Origin of the sequence: Cycloclasticus pugetii PS-1, from assembly GCF_000384415.1 — a bacterium.
Lineage (GTDB): Bacteria > Pseudomonadota > Gammaproteobacteria > Methylococcales > Cycloclasticaceae > Cycloclasticus > Cycloclasticus pugetii.
On sequence record NZ_ARVU01000001.1, the window covers coordinates 357240 to 374291 of the forward strand.

Annotated in this window: 15 protein-coding genes; 14 read left to right on the forward strand and 1 reads right to left on the reverse strand. The window is 44.5% G+C overall.

Going from position 1 to position 17052, the window contains the following annotated elements; all coding sequences use genetic code 11:
* Positions 1–103 precede the first annotated feature (103 nt).
* The gene (locus tag CYCPU_RS0101785) at positions 104–1321 is read right to left on the reverse strand and encodes a DUF711 family protein (RefSeq protein ID WP_016390948.1); all 1218 of its coding nucleotides are present in this window, start codon (positions 1319–1321) and stop codon (positions 104–106) included.
* A 493-nt stretch (positions 1322–1814) separates the two neighbouring features.
* Between CYCPU_RS0101785 and mraZ the strand changes: the two genes are divergently transcribed.
* The 14 genes from mraZ to CYCPU_RS0101855 are packed head-to-tail and all read left to right on the forward strand — an operon-like array spanning position 1815 to position 17051.
* Entirely contained in the window at positions 1815–2366 is a 552-nt protein-coding gene (gene mraZ / locus CYCPU_RS0101790) for a division/cell wall cluster transcriptional repressor MraZ (protein WP_020161761.1), read from the forward strand.
* Positions 2366–3301: a 16S rRNA (cytosine(1402)-N(4))-methyltransferase RsmH gene (gene rsmH / locus CYCPU_RS0101795; protein WP_015005169.1), complete on the forward strand. Its 936-nt coding sequence runs from the start codon at positions 2366–2368 to the stop codon at positions 3299–3301. Before mraZ ends, rsmH begins: the two co-directional genes overlap by 1 nt.
* Entirely contained in the window at positions 3301–3579 is a 279-nt protein-coding gene (gene ftsL, locus CYCPU_RS0101800; RefSeq protein ID WP_015005170.1) for a cell division protein FtsL, read from the forward strand. Before rsmH ends, ftsL begins: the two co-directional genes overlap by 1 nt.
* The gene (locus tag CYCPU_RS0101805; protein WP_015005171.1) at positions 3576–5315 is read left to right on the forward strand and encodes a peptidoglycan D,D-transpeptidase FtsI family protein; all 1740 of its coding nucleotides are present in this window, start codon (positions 3576–3578) and stop codon (positions 5313–5315) included. Before ftsL ends, CYCPU_RS0101805 begins: the two co-directional genes overlap by 4 nt.
* Positions 5312–6865, forward strand: a complete 1554-nt coding sequence (locus tag CYCPU_RS0101810; RefSeq protein WP_020161762.1) for a UDP-N-acetylmuramoyl-L-alanyl-D-glutamate--2,6-diaminopimelate ligase — start codon at positions 5312–5314, stop codon at positions 6863–6865. Before CYCPU_RS0101805 ends, CYCPU_RS0101810 begins: the two co-directional genes overlap by 4 nt.
* Positions 6853–8253 (forward strand): UDP-N-acetylmuramoyl-tripeptide--D-alanyl-D-alanine ligase, encoded by a 1401-nt coding sequence (locus CYCPU_RS0101815; RefSeq protein ID WP_020161763.1) that lies wholly within the window; start codon positions 6853–6855, stop codon positions 8251–8253. Before CYCPU_RS0101810 ends, CYCPU_RS0101815 begins: the two co-directional genes overlap by 13 nt.
* Positions 8244–9326, forward strand: coding sequence for a phospho-N-acetylmuramoyl-pentapeptide-transferase (gene mraY, locus CYCPU_RS0101820; protein ID WP_015005174.1), 1083 nt, complete (start codon positions 8244–8246; stop codon positions 9324–9326). Before CYCPU_RS0101815 ends, mraY begins: the two co-directional genes overlap by 10 nt.
* Positions 9327–9337: 11 nt before the next feature.
* Positions 9338–10723: a UDP-N-acetylmuramoyl-L-alanine--D-glutamate ligase gene (murD, locus tag CYCPU_RS0101825; RefSeq protein ID WP_232228533.1), complete on the forward strand. Its 1386-nt coding sequence runs from the start codon at positions 9338–9340 to the stop codon at positions 10721–10723.
* Positions 10720–11916 (forward strand): putative lipid II flippase FtsW, encoded by a 1197-nt coding sequence (gene ftsW, locus CYCPU_RS0101830; protein ID WP_020161765.1) that lies wholly within the window; start codon positions 10720–10722, stop codon positions 11914–11916. The genes murD and ftsW overlap by 4 nt, the downstream gene beginning before the upstream one ends.
* Complete coding sequence (murG, locus tag CYCPU_RS0101835) at positions 11901–12962, forward strand: undecaprenyldiphospho-muramoylpentapeptide beta-N-acetylglucosaminyltransferase (RefSeq protein WP_020161766.1); 1062 nt, start codon at positions 11901–11903, stop codon at positions 12960–12962. Before ftsW ends, murG begins: the two co-directional genes overlap by 16 nt.
* Entirely contained in the window at positions 12959–14413 is a 1455-nt protein-coding gene (murC, locus tag CYCPU_RS0101840) for a UDP-N-acetylmuramate--L-alanine ligase (RefSeq protein WP_015005178.1), read from the forward strand. Before murG ends, murC begins: the two co-directional genes overlap by 4 nt.
* A 12-nt stretch (positions 14414–14425) precedes the next feature.
* Positions 14426–15328 carry a UDP-N-acetylmuramate dehydrogenase gene (murB, locus tag CYCPU_RS0101845; protein ID WP_015005179.1) on the forward strand — a complete coding sequence of 301 codons (903 nt, stop codon included), beginning with the start codon at positions 14426–14428 and terminating at the stop codon, positions 15326–15328.
* Complete coding sequence (locus CYCPU_RS0101850) at positions 15325–16263, forward strand: D-alanine--D-alanine ligase (protein WP_020161768.1); 939 nt, start codon at positions 15325–15327, stop codon at positions 16261–16263. The genes murB and CYCPU_RS0101850 overlap by 4 nt, the downstream gene beginning before the upstream one ends.
* Positions 16260–17051, forward strand: coding sequence for a cell division protein FtsQ/DivIB (locus tag CYCPU_RS0101855; RefSeq protein ID WP_016390940.1), 792 nt, complete (start codon positions 16260–16262; stop codon positions 17049–17051). Before CYCPU_RS0101850 ends, CYCPU_RS0101855 begins: the two co-directional genes overlap by 4 nt.
* Position 17052 lies beyond the last annotated feature (1 nt).

Genomic DNA, 17052 nt, shown 5'->3' on the forward strand with positions numbered 1-17052 from the left:
GTTTGTGATTCTTTGGTGCTTTGGTTTGTTCTGTGTCATGAGTATGGGCGCGGTGATCAAATTTATTATGAACATTTAGTGTTATTTCATAACTTCAACATGTTTATAGGTCAAAAATACGTGTTGAAGAAAAGTAATCAAAGTTGAACTGAGTCAATTCACCTGCTTGTTGCCCAGGCACGGGTAATAAACGGACGGTTAAAGGTTTATTTAAGGACAGAGACAACATCGCTGTGTCTCGCATTAACCCCTCAATTTTTTTCTGAGGTGTATTGCCACTAACAGGGATGACATCCAAGCCGGTACCGCCAACAGCTGCGCAAGCCAATAGCGTTGCGATATTAAAATTCTCACTGATAGCGTTTTGTGCGAGCACTGCATCTTCTAGTGGCAAAAGCATGACCGCACAGTAGCCGGCGCGATTAAAGTTAGCGGCATCCAAGCTTTGTTTGATTAAACCAATGGCTGCCATTGTGCCGGGGCCACCAAAAGGTTCGTTTGTGAGCAGTTCCACAATACGACCAAAAGAACGAGGAATGCTTGGATAGGGTGATGGCGTCATATCAATGCCGCGGTAGGTTATATTAGTGAGCGCGGCAGCTTCGGTTCCCAGCTGATCAAGCGTTGCTCCGAGGTGGTTAAACGTGGCTGTTAAGGACGGCTCTGCTAACCAGCGCTGTTCAGTATTATCAAAGGTTTCTAATAAGTCGACAAGGATATCTGCGGATTCGATAGCCATTGAAAAGGCGGTTGAGCTGTTTCCATCGTGCCAAGCGGCAGGAAAAAACGGGCTAAATGCTGGCATATTGGCGACCATGCAATAGCGTAAATTACCAAAACCGTCTTCTTTGATGGTTGAGTTATCCACCACGACTTGCGCTGCAGGTGGCAGGCAGTCTGTTTTGAGTCCATTTGCCTGATCGGCCAATTGTACGGAGGTAAATACCCAATCAGTTGCCTCAATGATGGCAGGGATTCCAGCCATAAGTTGTTTGATTAAGCTGTTTTCAGTGCTTGCCTCGTCAGTGCTTAAGCTTGCTCCAAGTGTCCCTAGGGCTACATGTTTAAAGCCTGCTTGATTGGCAACTTGTTCGTACTGGCTGGCAAACAAGGCTAAATGCTCAGCGCTGGCGCCTTCGGGGAAAATTTTTTCGAGTGGTTGGCTGGCTAGGCGTAAACTTTGCACGGCAAAACCTGCGTCAGTAAATAACTTTTTAACCTGCAAGGCTTGTTTGCCGAGAGGTGCAATTTGTTGCTCCATCTGTTGTTTGTCGGTATTGATTGGCAGTTCAGTGAAAAAGGTAAGGGCGCGAATTTCCATCTGGTCTCCTGAGTAAAGCGTTGTGCAGCGATTAAATGTGTATTGGGAATCTTAATAGGTTGATAGTTAATATATCAGAACCGGTGAGTGCCAGTGCATAGCTAAAAAGAAACCCCTTCAGATGGTTTAGCAAATTTGTGTGTTTGCTGGCTGTTTTTAAGAGCGATGTGCTTGCAACGTGATGGTATCAATGGGTTTTAAAATGAAGGGGCTTTTTTTGTGAATGAGAACATGCGTTTTTGAAATTAAAACCAAACAATAATGTCATTATTATTCAATAGGTTACGTTTTTATGGCACTGCTTGCCGATCATCTGCTTGTTCCGCAATATTTCTTTATCAGAAGGGTTTAACAAAAGAATTTCTAGTATTTTCTTTAATAAAGCGATGCAAGCCAATGATTTTTATTGCCTTTATTGTTTATTTAAATGTGTTTTCCAATGGCCTCTATAAACCCTAGCTAAGTGTTTGTTCGTAAAGAAAGTATTTATGGAATGGGAAACTTGACAGAGTGGTATTTTCATCCTTATAGTGCAAAAAAGTGGGGTAAAGTGGTAGAAAAGGGAATAAATCAAATAAGGGGGCCGGTTTTGTTTAGAGGGGTTAATAACGTGACGTTGGATGCAAAGGGGCGATTGTCTATCCCTACGCGTTATCGTGCGCAGTTGAAAACCTCTTGTGATGGGCAAATGATGATGACGGTTGATCGTGAACATAGTCTCTTATTATATCCCTTGCCGGTTTGGGAGGATATAGAACGAAAATTGATTAAATTGCCTACCCTAAATAAGCAAGCCAGACGTTTGCAGCGTTTATTAATTGGGCACGCAACCGAATGCGAATTGGATGGGCAGGGCCGAGTGCTTGTGTCGCCACCCCTACGAGAATTTGCTGGACTGGATAAGAAAACAGTCATGATAGGACAGGGAAACAAGTTCGAAATTTGGAATGAGCAGACATGGGTCACTAAGCGTGACATATGGTTTGAAGAGGAGAGTGCAGAAGACGGTGAGCTTTCACCTGAACTGGGAACCTTGTCGCTTTGATGTCTACTGGTGAATTACATAAGCCGGTTTTATTGGACGAAGCGATAGAGGGGCTGATACGACAAACTGATGGGGTTTATATCGATGGAACCTTTGGTCGTGGTGGTCATAGCGGGTCAATATTGCAGGTCTTGTCGCCTCAGGGGCGCTTATTGGCCATTGATAAGGATATGGATGCTGTGAACTCCCCCCAAGCACAAGCCTTATTAAAAGACGAACGATTTGAATTAGCGCACAGTAGTTTTGCACAGATGGAGCAATTGGCACAAGAACGGCATTGGGATGGCGCGGTTGATGGTATTTTGCTAGACCTTGGTGTGTCGTCCCCTCAGTTAGATGTTGCAGAACGTGGCTTTAGTTTCATGAAAGATGGACCTTTAGATATGAGAATGGATTCAACGCAGGGCGAGTCAGCAGCGCAATGGCTTTCTCATGTTGAAGAAGGCGAGCTGGTCAAAGTGCTAAGGGTGTATGGTGAGGAAAAGTTTGCTCGTAAAATTGCAGCAGAAATTGTTCTTCAGCGCAAGGAAACGGCGATTGAAACAACGGCTCAATTAGCGGCATTAATTGCAAATGTTGTGAAAAGGCGAGAACCCGGCAAACATCCTGCAACAAGAAGCTTTCAAGCCATTCGAATTAAAATTAACAAAGAACTCGATGACCTTGAGCAGGCCTTGGCAAGCTCATTGAGTATGTTGAAACAAGGCGGCCGCTTAGCCGTTATTAGCTTTCATTCGTTAGAAGACAGAATTGTGAAACGGTTTATACGTGAGCAGTCGCGTGGAGAGATCGTTCCTCGCCATCTTCCAATGCCGTTAGATGCTAAAAAGCCGGTGTTAAAAGTGGTGGGTAAGGCAATTAAAGCGTCTGCGAATGAAGTAGCGGGTAATGTCCGAAGTCGCAGCGCTGTATTACGTATTGCAGAGAAATTGTAATGGCAGATCAAAGTCTAGCAGGTATTACAGTGATTTTATTGGTGTTGGTGATGGTGTCGGCATTGGCCGTTGTGTACGTGAAATATGATGCGCGTTTAATGTTTAATCAGCTACAAAAAGAATTACGAGAACAGGATAGGTTGGGCGTTGAATGGAATCGTTTGCAGTTAGAGCAAAACACTTGGTCATCAAATAACCGAATAGAAAAACTAGCTCGTACAAAGTTAAATTTACAGGCGCCTACGTCGGCACAAATTGTTTACGTAAAAGTTAAATGAAGTATTCACATCAACAATCTAATAACACTGTGCAGAAGGTTATTGTGCCTGAGTTGGCGGGGCGTCGCCGATTTATTCTGGCGTGTTTTATGTTGATGATGTGCGTGCTGATTTATCGGGCAATTGATTTACAAGTATTAAATAATAGTTATTTGCAAAAGCGCGGAGAAGCGGTTCATTTGCGTGACATCAAATTACCTGCTTATCGTGGAAAAATTACAGATGTAGGTGGGCACGCGTTGGCCATTAGTGCACCAGTGAGTTCTGTTTGGGTGAACCCGCAAGAGTTGGAGCTGGGCACTAAAAAGAAAGAGTTTGCAAAGCTGCTTGGTTTGAAGGTTAGCGCACTTGATAAGAAGCTTAAAAAAGTAGCCTCGAGGCGGTTTGTGTATTTGCGTCGCCATATGGATCCACAGGTGACGGCAATGATTGATCAGTTGCAATTACCAGGGGTGTATTTACAAAAGGAATATAGGCGCTATTACCCTGATGGCGAGGTGGCAGCACATCTTGTTGGCTTTACAAATATTGATGATGAAGGGCAAGAGGGCCTTGAATTAGCCTGGGATGAATCATTAAAAGGGTCAGCAGGTGCCGAGCGTGTGCTTCGTGATGGCAAACGCAGAATGGTAAAGCATGTTGATAACATACGTGCGCCTATTCCCGGTCAAGATATTCGGCTAACGATAGACCGGCGTTTGCAATATTTAGCATACCGAGAGTTAAAGGCGGCCGTCGCGCAGCAAAAGGCCACGTCTGGTTCATTAGTGTTGCTGAATGCTGAAACTGGCCAGTTGTTAGCAGTGGCAAACCAGCCTGCCTTTAATCCAAACGATCGTTCTAAGATTAAAGCGAGTCATGTTCGTAACAGAGCCTTTGTTGATTTGTTCGAACCCGGTTCAACAATGAAGCCCTTTACCGTTGCGGCAGGCATGGAATCGGGTGTCTTTGATGCTTCTACCGTGATTGATACCAACCCCGGTTATATGCGAGTGGGACGTAGTCAAGTGCGGGATCACCGTAATTACGGTGAAATAGATTTAGCAACGCTACTACTTAAGTCAAGTAATGTGGCGTCAGCAAAAATTGCTTTGGGCATTCCTGGCGAAAAGTTATGGGGTATGTTGAATAGTTTAGGGTTTGGTCAGTCAGCAGGCCTTGGGTTTCCGGGAGAAGCTCGTGGCAAACTAGTTGGCTATGAGCAGTGGCGGCCGATTGAAACGGCGACCTTGTCATTTGGTTATGGTTTGTCTACCTCGGCATTGCAATTAGCACGTGCTTATTCGGTTATTGCGAATGAAGGTGTTTTAGAGCCGATTTCGTTAGTGGTTGATGAAGCGGCTGCTGAAAGTGTACGGGTGATGAGTCCAACAGTTGCTAACAGTGTGCGCAATATGATGCGCGGTGTGGTTACCAAAGCGGGTACAGCGCCCAGAGCAAAGGTGTACGGTTACTCGGTTGCCGGTAAAACAGGCACTGTAAAAAAAGCGATCGCCGGTGGCTACGCAGAAGATAAATACTTAGGTGTATTTGCAGGCATGGCGCCAGCTAGCGACCCAAAATTAGTAATGGTTGTGGTGATAGATGAGCCAAAAGCAGGCGATTACTATGGTGGTTTAGTGGCCGCACCAGTATTTTCCAGAGTGATGTCTGGGGCGTTACGCTTAATGAATATTGCACCGGACAACCTCGATAAGGCAACCGTGTTTGCATCACTTGAAAGAGGTATTCAATGATGCCAGCTAAGCAAAATTCTTCGTTGCTGCCTTTGCAAACCGTGTTGGACGGCTTGTTGGAGGTTGACTCAGACATACGTATTGCAAATTTGAGTGTAGATGCGCGCAATATTCAAAAAGATGACGTATTTATAGCAGTCGCTGGTTCACAACAGCATGGCCTTATGTACGCAGAACAAGCGATACAAGCTGGCGCAGTTGCGATTATTTATGACCCTGAAGCAGGGGGTGAATTTTTAGCCGAGAAAGTAAAAAAAGCACATAGCATTTCCCTCTTTAAGCTTGCCAACCTTGGTGAGCATATCAGCATCATGGCTGCGCGTTTATATCAATTTCCATCGAAGGAGTTATCTGTGGTCGGGATTACTGGCACCAATGGTAAAACCTCGGTGAGCCACTTTATTGCTCAGGCATTAAATGTACAGACAAATTCATCCGCTATCATCGGTACCTTAGGCTGGGGACAGGTTGATGATTTAAAGAAAACGATCAATACCACTCCAGATGCAGTGAGTGTTCAGCGGCAACTGGCGACTTTACGCGACGAAGGCATTGCAACCGTTGCGATGGAAGTTTCTTCGCATGGTTTAGATCAAGGGCGGGTTAAGGCGGTTGCGTTTAAGGGCGCTGTGTTCACAAATTTAACACATGACCATTTGGATTATCATCAAACCCTTGAGGCTTATGGTGATGCTAAATTAACCTTATTCAAATGTCCTTCATTAAGCTTTGTTGTTCTAAATCGGGATGATGCCTTTAGTGAGCGGATTAAAAACGCACTGTCATCAAGCGTTAAAGTGTATTCATTCTCAAGGTCGAGCTGCTATTCAACAGTTGAAAATTGTTTGTTTATCTCTAATGAACGATTGCTAGCAACGGGCTTATCATTCGAGTTGTCTTTTAATGGGTGTACTGTTCAAGTTCACTCTGAACTGTTTGGTGCTTTCAATATTGATAACCTTGTTGCAAGCACTGCTGTGTTAATAGCAATGGGTGATGAATTGAGTGTCGCCGTTGCTAAGGTTGAAAAGGTGAAGGCCGTTGAAGGGCGTATGCAACGGGTTTTAGTTGAAGGGGCTGAGCCCGAAGTGGTGGTTGATTATGCGCACACACCAGATGCCTTAAGGCTTGCTTTGCAAAGCTTGCGTCAGCACTGCAAAGGAACCTTAAGATTGGTTTTTGGCTGTGGCGGTAATCGGGATGAAGCAAAGCGTCCACTAATGGGGGCCATAGCGGATGAGTTAGCCGATAGTATTGTTATTACAAATGACAACCCACGTTTTGAATCAGCTGAAGCGATCGCTGAGCAGATTAAAGCAGGCATTAGTCATGTGGCTAAGCTGACCGTTACGCTTGATCGTGGGCAGGCAATACAGCAAACCATTGCAAGTGCCGCTAAAAACGACATTATTTTAGTGGCCGGTAAAGGGCACGAAGAATACCAACAGATACAGAATGAAAAAATAGCTTTTAGCGATGTTGCACAGGTAAAAGATGCATTAAATGCAAGCGTGTTGAGCGAAGAGGGAGGTCACGGATGCAAACCATGAGCCTTCAGCAAGCAGCGGTTATCACTAAAGGGCACCTTGTGGGTGAAAACGTGAGCTTTAATGCCATTAGTACAGACACAAGAAAGATCCAACAGGGTGATCTTTTTGTTGCCTTACAAGGTGAAAATTTTGACGCAAATGATTTTGTAGAACAGGCCAATAAGAACGGTGCAGTGGCGGCGATTGTTAGTGCTGAGATAAGTGTTGATATGCCATATGTGAGAGTAGATGACACTTTATTAGCTTTAACGCAGATCGCAAAAGAACAACGTAAGGCGCTGGATATCCCCTTGGTCGCTATTACGGGCAGTAATGGCAAAACCAGTGTAAAAGAAATGTTAGCAAGCATTTTAAGCGGTTCGAATAAAGTGCTAGCAACAGAAGGTAATCTGAATAATCAAATAGGCGTGCCGCTTACTTTATTAAGGCTAACCGACGAATATGATGTTGCAGTGATTGAAATGGGCGCAAGTCATTCAGGTGATATTGCGCATCTATGTGATATTGCAGCACCAACCGTGGCGATTTTAAATAATGTTGGCTCAGCGCACTTAGAGGGGTTTGGCAGTATTCAGGGTGTTGCCAACGCGAAAGGTGAAATTGTTTCAGGAGTTAGTGAAACAGGGACGGCGATTCTTAATCAAGAAGAGCCTTGGTTAGACCAATGGCTGGCGTTACTTGGAAATAGACGTGTTATTCGTTTCGGCTGGTCTGATAATGCTGATGTGTGGGCAGATATTGAATCGGTACAAACGGGTATTTTTAACGGTCAATTTAAAACGACTTTTATTCTGCATTATCAGCAAGAACAGGTCGAAATTCAGCTAAACCTTATCGGTACGCATAATGTTCTAAATGCACTTGCGGCGGCCAGTGCAGCCATCAGTTTAGGCGAGTCGCTCACTGATATTAAAGAAGGGTTAGAGCGACTGATGGTGGTAAAAGGTCGGATGCAATCATTAAAAGGCGTTAATAACAGTGTTGTTATTAATGATTGCTACAACGCAAACCCTAAATCATTTGAAGCAGCCATGGCCTGTTTAAAAAATATACAGCAACCTGTGTGGTTAGTGCTGGGTGATTTTGCAGAGCTTGGGACTGAGAGTATGCAGATTCATCGGCAGTTAGGTGCAGACATTGAAACCAGTCATGTAGAGCGTTTTTATGCTGTCGGCGAGCAGATGAAAGTGGCGGTGAATGAGTTTAATAAGCACAGTAAGTCGCCAAATCGGCAGGCGGTTCACTTTTCTACTAAAGACGCGTTGGCAGTGCACTTAGAGCATGAGCTGAGTGCGGATACAGTGATTTTGCTAAAAGGCTCTCGTTCACAGGGTTTAGAAACTATTGTTGAAAAAATAACACTTAAAGAGGACAGCGTATGTTGTTAATGATTGCAGACTGGCTGTCTGAATACCACAGTGGTTTTAGAGTGTTTCACTATCTGACGATGCGTTCGATTTTAGGCACGTTAACGGCGTTGTTTATCGCCTTTCTTGTTGGGCCAACCATGATTCGTAGGTTGACGTTTCATAAGATAGGTCAGGCGGTACGTGATGATGGTCCGGAAACACATTTTAAAAAAGCGGGCACGCCAACAATGGGCGGGACGTTAATTTTAGTGGCCGTTGGTTTGAGTACCTTGTTGTGGGCTGATCTTTCCAATCGATATGTTTGGGTCGTGTTGCTGGTTACCCTGTTAACAGGGGTAATAGGCTTTATTGATGATTATAAAAAAGTAGCCTTGCAAGACCCCAAAGGCTTGTCGGCGGGTAAAAAATATTTAGGTCAGTCAGTGATTGCCTTATCGGCGGCGTTATTTTTGTATTACACAGCGGTATCGCCCATTGAAACGACACTGTTCGTACCATTTTTTAAAGATGTAAGCCTTCAACTAGGCTGGTTCTTTGTTCCGTTGACTTATTTTGTGATCGTTGGCACCAGTAATGCGGTTAATTTAACCGATGGTTTGGATGGCCTAGCGATCATGCCGACAGTCTTAGTCGCAGGTGCGTTGGGTATTTTTGCGTATTTATCTGGGAATGCACAATTTGCTCAATATTTGGCGATTCCTAGCTTACAAGGAACGGGTGAGCTGGTTGTGTTTTGTGGGGCGATAGTGGGTGCAGGTATGGGTTTCCTATGGTTTAACGCTTACCCCGCAATGGTTTTTATGGGAGATGTGGGTGCGCTGGCGTTAGGGGCTGCCTTGGGGGTTTTAGCAGTCTTAGTACGCCAAGAATTGGTGTTAATCATCATGGGCGGTGTGTTTGTGATGGAAACGGTTTCGGTCATCTTGCAAGTGGCCTCGTTTAAATTAACCGGTAAGCGCATTTTTAGAATGGCGCCTATTCATCATCATTTCGAGTTAAAAGGCTGGCCAGAGCCAAGAATTATTGTTCGTTTTTGGATTATCACCGTTATTTTGGTGTTAATCGGGTTGTCTACGTTAAAACTAAGATAATGGAAGCACTGATGCAAAATGATTTTCACTATCAACGTTTAGGTTTAGCCCGTTTGGGCTTGGATCAAGATGGCGTGCGTGTACTTGTTGTGGGTCTGGGCGTGACCGGTTTATCGGTGATTAGATTCCTGCAACAAAATCATATTGAAGTGGCTGTGGTTGATAGCCGTGAAACTCCGCCTGGTTTAGATGTGGTTGAAGAATCATTTCGAGATATTGCTGTGTTTACTGGCGGTTTTGATCATGATTTTTTTGAAGCAGCGACGCATATTATTGTGAGTCCTGGGGTGACGTTGGAGGAGCAAGAAATTCAAGCAGCATCAGAACGTGGTGTGCCTGTGTTTGGTGATATAGACCTTTTCGCGGTGTGTGTAGATGCGCCTGTTGTAGGTATTACTGGTTCAAATGGAAAAAGTACCGTGACAACCTTATTGGGCCAGATGGCTGAAAAAGCTCAATGGGATGTTCGAGTCGGTGGAAACCTAGGGACACCGGCTTTAGATTTGTTAACCGAGAAAACGGCCGACTTGTATGTTTTAGAACTATCTAGTTTTCAGCTTGAAAGAACCTCTCAGCTTAAAGCTGATGTGGCGGCGCTGCTGAACATTAGTGATGACCATATGGATCGTTATCGCAGCGTGGTGGCTTATTGTGATGCGAAACAACGAATCTTTTTTGGTGAGGGCGTGGCGGTTTTTAACCGTCAAGACGAGATGGTTAACGCATTGGTATTACCATCGGAACGTCAAGGTGTTTCATTTGGCTTGGATCAGCCTAATGGTGATCATTATGGTCTGCTATCGGTGGACGGCGCAGAATGGTTGTCAAAAGGTAGTGAGCCTATTTTGCAAGTTGCTGAGTTAAAAATTAAAGGCACACATAATATTCAAAATGCTCTAGCTGCGATGGCGATGGCCGATGCGCTAAAGATTCCAGTAGCGGCTCAACAAATAGCATTAAGAGAGTTTTCAGGCCTTAGTCATCGAACGCAATGGGTGACTGAGTTAAAGGGTGTTACATGGATAAATGATTCTAAAGCCACCAACCCAGGAGCCTGTTTAGCGGCGCTAAATGGTTTGCCTGCTCCGATTATTCTAATTGCTGGCGGTGATGGAAAAGGCGCTGACTTTAGTTTGTTAAAGCAGAGTATTCAGTCAAATGTTTCATTGGTCATATTGCTTGGGCGTGATGCTAAAAGGTTTCAGCAAGAAGCGGTTGGGTCAATACCTTGTGAATTGGTTGCTAATATCGAAAAAGCGGTTCAACTAGCCGCTGAGCATGCAGTATCTGGAGACACAGTATTATTGTCGCCTGCTTGTGCATCGCTGGACCAATTTGCAAGTTATCAGCAACGTGGTGAGCATTTTATGGCGGCTGTGGAGGCGTTAGAACGATGAGTGCTGCGATGTTAAGCGTAGGAGAGTCTTCACGAGTGGCAAGACGCGGCCGTTACTATTTAGATGGCTGGATGTTATTTGCGGCGATGAGTTTGCTTTGCATTGGTTATGTGATGGTGGTGTCGGCTTCATTACACATTGGCGAAAGAGTGTTCGACAATATTTGGCATTACCCTGCACGTCAGGCGGCACATATTGTTGTGGGTTTGATCTTGGCGTTTGTCATGGCCAATGTTCCATTATCGGCATGGGAGCAAAGTGGGCCTAACCTAATTTTGGTAGCGATCGCCCTACTGGTCTTGGTGTTTATTCCGGGTATCGGCGTGAAGGTAAATGGTAGTTACCGCTGGATTAATTTGGGCGTAGCTCGGCTTCAAGTCTCAGAAATTGTAAAGCTTGTTTGTATTGTTTATATGGCAGGTTTTTTAACGCGTCATGTTCATGTTGTCCGCGAGTCTATCAAAGGGGTAATACGCCCTATGCTACCGCTAGGTGTGGTGTTCGGTTTGTTGTTGGCTGAGCCTGATTTTGGTGCAACGTTTGTTATTGGCTTTAGTGTGATGTGCATGATGTTTTTAGGGGGTGCACGCCTTATAGAGTTTTTGACCCTTGTGTTGATGGGGGTTGTATTAGGTGTACTGGCGATTGCTTCTTCAACTTACAGAATGGAACGAGTGACAGCTTTCATGGATCCTTGGGCAGATCACTTAGGTTCGGGGTTTCAGCTGGTTCAATCGCTTATTGCAATGGGACGTGGTGAATGGTTTGGGGTAGGGCTAGGTAGTAGTATCCAAAAGTTGTTTTATTTACCAGAAGCGCATACCGATTTTATTTTTGCGGTTCTCAGTGAAGAATTGGGTTTTATAGGGTCTAGTGTGGTGATTTTGTTATTTGGTTTATTGCTATGGCGTGCTTTTCAAATAGGTAAGGCCGCAGAGCGATTAAACCTAAGATTTTATTCATTATTAGCTTACGGTTTAGGTGTCTGGATTGGCCTGCAATCGTTTGTAAATATTGCTGTAAATATGGGTGTGTTACCGACGAAAGGGTTAACCTTGCCTTTAATGAGCTATGGTGGCAGTAGCATGATTGTAATGTGCATGGTCGTGGGTTTGTTGTGCCGTATTTACCATGAAACACAACAACAGTACATGTCTCAATTGAAAGGGGGCGCGGCATGGCATTACGCATAATGATTATGGCGGGTGGCACAGGTGGGCACGTCTTTCCAGCCTTGGCTGTGGCAGATTACTTACAGAATGCTGGACACATGGTTAGCTGGTTAGGCACCAAAAAGGGCATTGAAGCAACAGTAGTGCCGGAAGCCGGTATTGAAATTGACTGGTTAAGCGTATCCGGTTTGCGAGGCAAAGGTCTGCTGAGCTTATTGCTAGCGCCAATAATGTTGTTAAAAGCCTGCTATCAGGCCGCTAACATCATTCGTCGTCGTCAACCCGATGTGATATTAGGGCTGGGTGGTTTTGCCTCAGGCCCTGGTGGTTTGATGGCTTGGTTACACAAAACGCCGCTGGTTATACATGAACAAAACCGGGTGCCAGGTACAACAAATCGTTTGTTAAAAAAGTTGGCTAAGCGGGTATTAGAAGCCTTTCCAAATAGTTTTGATGAACAGACAGGCGCTATCTTTACAGGTAACCCAGTTAGAAAAGAGTTGTTAGGCAGCTCGGTGGGTGAGCTAAAGAAAAACACAAATATTTTAGTCGTTGGTGGTAGCTTGGGTGCATCGGTATTGAATGAGGTGGTGCCTGAGGCATTACAAAGCCTACAGGCTAGTTTAAGCGTTAACGTTATTCATCAGGCAGGCAAAGCGACCATACAGATTGCCAGAGAAAAATATGGTGAGGCGGGTGTTGCAGCAGATATTCGAGAGTTTATTGCGGATATGAAGCAAGTATATCAATGGGCTGATATTGTGATTTGTAGGGCAGGAGCAATGACCATTTCTGAGTTAGCAATAATGGGCTTACCTTCCATTCTTGTACCACTGCCGCATGCCATAGATGATCATCAAACTAAAAATGCAGCCTACTTAGCAGATGCAGAGGCGGCTGTGTTGATGCCGCAGTCGACACTGACATCACAGAACCTGTCAGAAACATTAAAGGCCTTGCTTACTAATGAAAATCAATTATCAGATATGCGTAAAAAAGCACGGTCGTTAGCAAAACCAGAGGCAACAGAATTAGTTGCTAATGCTTGTTTGGAGGTGGCTTTATGATGCCCAATACGCATAAACATTATTCAGCGCACTTAGGTTTTGGCAAACTTAAGCGTATTCATTTTATCGGCATTGGTGGTGCGGGAATGAGTGGCATAGCCGAAGTGTTGATCAACCTTGGCTATGAGGTATCAGGGTCAGATATTCGTAATAGTAAAGTAACTGAGCGATTAGCGAACCAAGGTGCGACCATTTACATCGGGCACATGGCCGAGAATGTAGACGATTGCGATGTAGTGGTAACCTCAACAGCGGTTCAAAAAGACAATGCAGAAGTTGTTGCTGCGAAAGAGCAACGTGTGCCGGTTATTCCGCGCGCTGAAATGCTTGCGGAATTGATGCGGTTTAGGTTTGGTATTGCAATTGCCGGTACGCATGGAAAAACCACAACAACTAGTCTATTGGCAGTGCTGATGACAGAGGGGCAACTGGACCCTACCTTTGTGATTGGTGGTTTGTTAAACAGTGCAGGGTCAAATGCAAAACTGGGTGAAAGCCATTACTTGGTTGCAGAAGCAGATGAAAGTGATGCGTCATTTTTACACCTTCAACCCATGATTGCAGTGGTCACCAATATTGATGAAGACCATATGAGTACATACGGTGGCGATTTTCAGCAAGTGAAAGATGCCTTTCAGTCGTTTTTACATCAATTGCCATTTTATGGTTTAGCGGTGATGTGTGTTGATGATGAGAATATACGCGAATTGGCGCCATCGATTGGCAAACCTATTTTGAGTTATGGCATTGATCAAGCGGCAGATTTTCAGGCGTTGAATGTAAAACAAGAAGGCTTTCGAACACATTTTAATTTAAAGCGTTTGGGTAATAAGGGGCAGTTACCGTTAACCTTGAATATGCCGGGTAAACATAATGTTTTAAATGCTCTGGCGGCAATTGCAGTGGCCAGTGAGTTGGGCGTATCTGATGAGGCGATTGCATCTGGCCTGAATCACTTTAAGGGTGTTGGACGACGCTTCCAAGTGAATGGCGAAATAAAGCGAGAAGGTGGTTCAGCTTTATTGGTTGATGACTATGGGCATCACCCTCGTGAAGTTATCGCCACCATTAAAGCTGTGCGTGAAGGCTGGTCAGACAAGCGCTTGGTTTTGGTTTTTCAACCACACCGTTACTCTAGAACACACGATATGTTTGAAGATTTTGTCGATGTGTTAAATGAGGTGGATGTATTGGTATTACTTGACGTGTTTGCTGCTGGTGAAAAACCAATTGCTGGTTCTGATGGGGCAGCCTTGAGTAAGGCCATTCGGCAACGAGGAAAAATTATTCCTGTATTCGTCAAGGATATTCAGCAACTCCCCGATGTTTTAGATGGCGTTTTATTAGCCAATGACATTGTGGTGACTTCTGGGGCCGGAGATATTGGTGCCGCATCTGCAAAGTTAGAAAAACAGTTAAATACTCTAAGCGACCTTGGGCAAACGACCTAGGGGCTTATGCATATGATGATGAAAAATACTCACCAATTAACAGGATGCTTGATGGAGAAGGAGCCCTTGGCTCGTTATACATCATGGCGTGTGGGTGGTATTGCAGATCGGTTATATAAACCAGCAGGTATAGAGGACGCACAACAATATTTGAAGTCGCTACCAGCTGGCGAGCCAGTACTTTGGTTGGGTTTGGGTAGTAATGTATTAATTCGTGATGGTGGCGTGCGCGGCTCAGTCATTTATACACGAGGTTGTTTAAAACAGATGGAACAATTGGCTGACGGAATGCTTAAAGTTGAAGCAGGTGTGCCGTGTGCTTTGGTGGCTAAACTAGCTGCAGAAAAAGGCTTGTCTGGGGCGGAGTTTTTAGCCGGTATTCCCGGCACAATGGGTGGTGCGTTAGCTATGAATGCTGGTGCATTTGGTGGTGAAACATGGGCGTTAGTTAGTAAGGTTGTTTTGTTGAATCGGCACGGGGATTTAATAGTACGCGATGCGGATGATTTTGACGTGGGCTATCGCTCAGTATCACTGGCTGATGATGAGTGGTTTGTAGCGTGTTATTTAGATATTCCTCAAGGTGGCAATAAAGAAAGTCGTGAAAAAATACGTCAGTTATTGGCTAAACGTTCACAAACACAACCTACAAATGTTCCTAGCGGTGGATCTGTTTTCAAAAACCCTGAAGGAGACCATGCGGCGCATTTAGTTGAAATAACAGGCTTGAAAGGTTATCGAATTGGCGGTGCGCAAGTATCAGAGAAACATTCGAACTTTATATTAAATACAGGTCATGCCACGGCTAAGGACATTGAACGTCTCATTGAATATGTCAAAGGTCAGGTGCATAAAAATCAGGGTGTTTTGCTTGAAACAGAAGTTCGTATTATCGGTGAGGAAAAGGCGCAATGAGCACTATTCAATCCGCTAAATCTTTTGGCAAGGTTGCTGTGGCAATGGGTGGGCATGCTGCTGAGCGTGACATTTCATTATTAAGTGGTGAGGCCGTTTTGTCGGCCCTTAAATCACAGGGGGTTGATGCGATTAAGTTTGATACGGCAGCCTCTGACATCATGGAGTTAAAAGAAAAAGGTATAGACCGTGTTTTTAATATTATGCACGGGCGTGGTGGAGAAGATGGCCAATTGCAAGGTGCTTTAGAACTAATTGGCATTCCCTACACAGGGAGTGGTGTATTGGGGTCTGCATTGGGCATGGATAAGTTAAGAACAAAAAACTGTTGGCTGGGTGCTGGGCTTCCAACACCAAAATGGATGGTGCTAGAAAAAGAATCCGATATAGATGCATGCGTAGTTGCGCTAGGTTTTCCAGTCATGGTTAAACCAGCGCTAGAAGGCTCTAGTTTGGGGATGGCAAAAGCAAATACCATAGAGCAGCTTCGTGAAGCGTATAAAAAAGCAATGAAATTTACCTGTGATGTTATGGCAGAGCAGTGGGTTGAAGGAGCAGAGTACACCGTGGCTGTACTAGCAGATAAAGCGTTGCCAGTGATTAGATTGGAAACCCCTAATGAGTTTTATGATTACGAAGCGAAATATCAGGCAGAAACAACTCAATACCATTGCCCCTGTGGGCTAACTGCTGAACAAGAACAAGCCTTACAACACTTATCGATTAAAGCCTTTAAGTTGTTGGCTGCTGAAGGTTGGGGGCGCGTTGATTTAATGTTAGATGCACAAGGTAAGCCGCAGTTATTAGAAATAAATACGGTACCTGGAATGACCGACCACAGCTTAGTCCCAATGGCCGCAAAACAGGCAGGTATTGATTTTAATACATTAGTTTGGCAGATATTGGAAACCAGCTTTGCGAAGGAGGGGGCATGAAGAGTGTGATGATTGATTTGCTTCAGCAAAATGAAGTGTTGGTTAAAAAGAGCGTTCTTTCTCTAATAGTAGCGATTGTTGTATGGCAGTTCGTTAGCTGGTTAATGCAACCAAGCACGATGCCCATTAAACAGGTGCGTATCGGTGGTGAATTAAATTATGTGACAGCTGAGGATATTTCAACATCGTTATCAGCATTAGTTGATACCGGGTATTTCGCGATGAATAGCAGTGAAATTGTTAAACACGCGACGGCCTTACCCTGGGTGAATAAAGCAACAATTAGGCGTGTGTGGCCAGATACTATTGTGTTGACCTTGGTGGAACAAAAGCCTGCTGCGATTTGGAATAAAACGGCCTTGCTGAATACACAGGGCGAGGTATTTAAACCGGTATTTGATAAAAGCTTAGAAACATTGCCAAGTTTATCAGGCGTGGAGACGAGTAGTCAGGCGATACTTGAAGAATATAGAAAAGTTAATAACGCAATAAAAAGCACGGGTATTCAAGTCAGCAAATTGAGTTTAGCAGAGCACGGTAGTTGGTCGGCAGTAATGAGCAATGGCATAAAAGTAAGTGTGGGTCATCAGTCGCCTGAACAGGCAATTGGTAAATCATTAAGGTTATTGGCATCGCTGGAAGGCAGTTTGATAGATCAGCTTGCGAAGGTGGATTTGCGTTACCCAAATGGGGTGTCCGTACAGTGGAAAGACGGTTATAAATTTGCTGACCGGGTTGAGCAAATAGCCGCATTAAAATTGAAAAAGGATCAGCCAGTTAAAGGCTAAG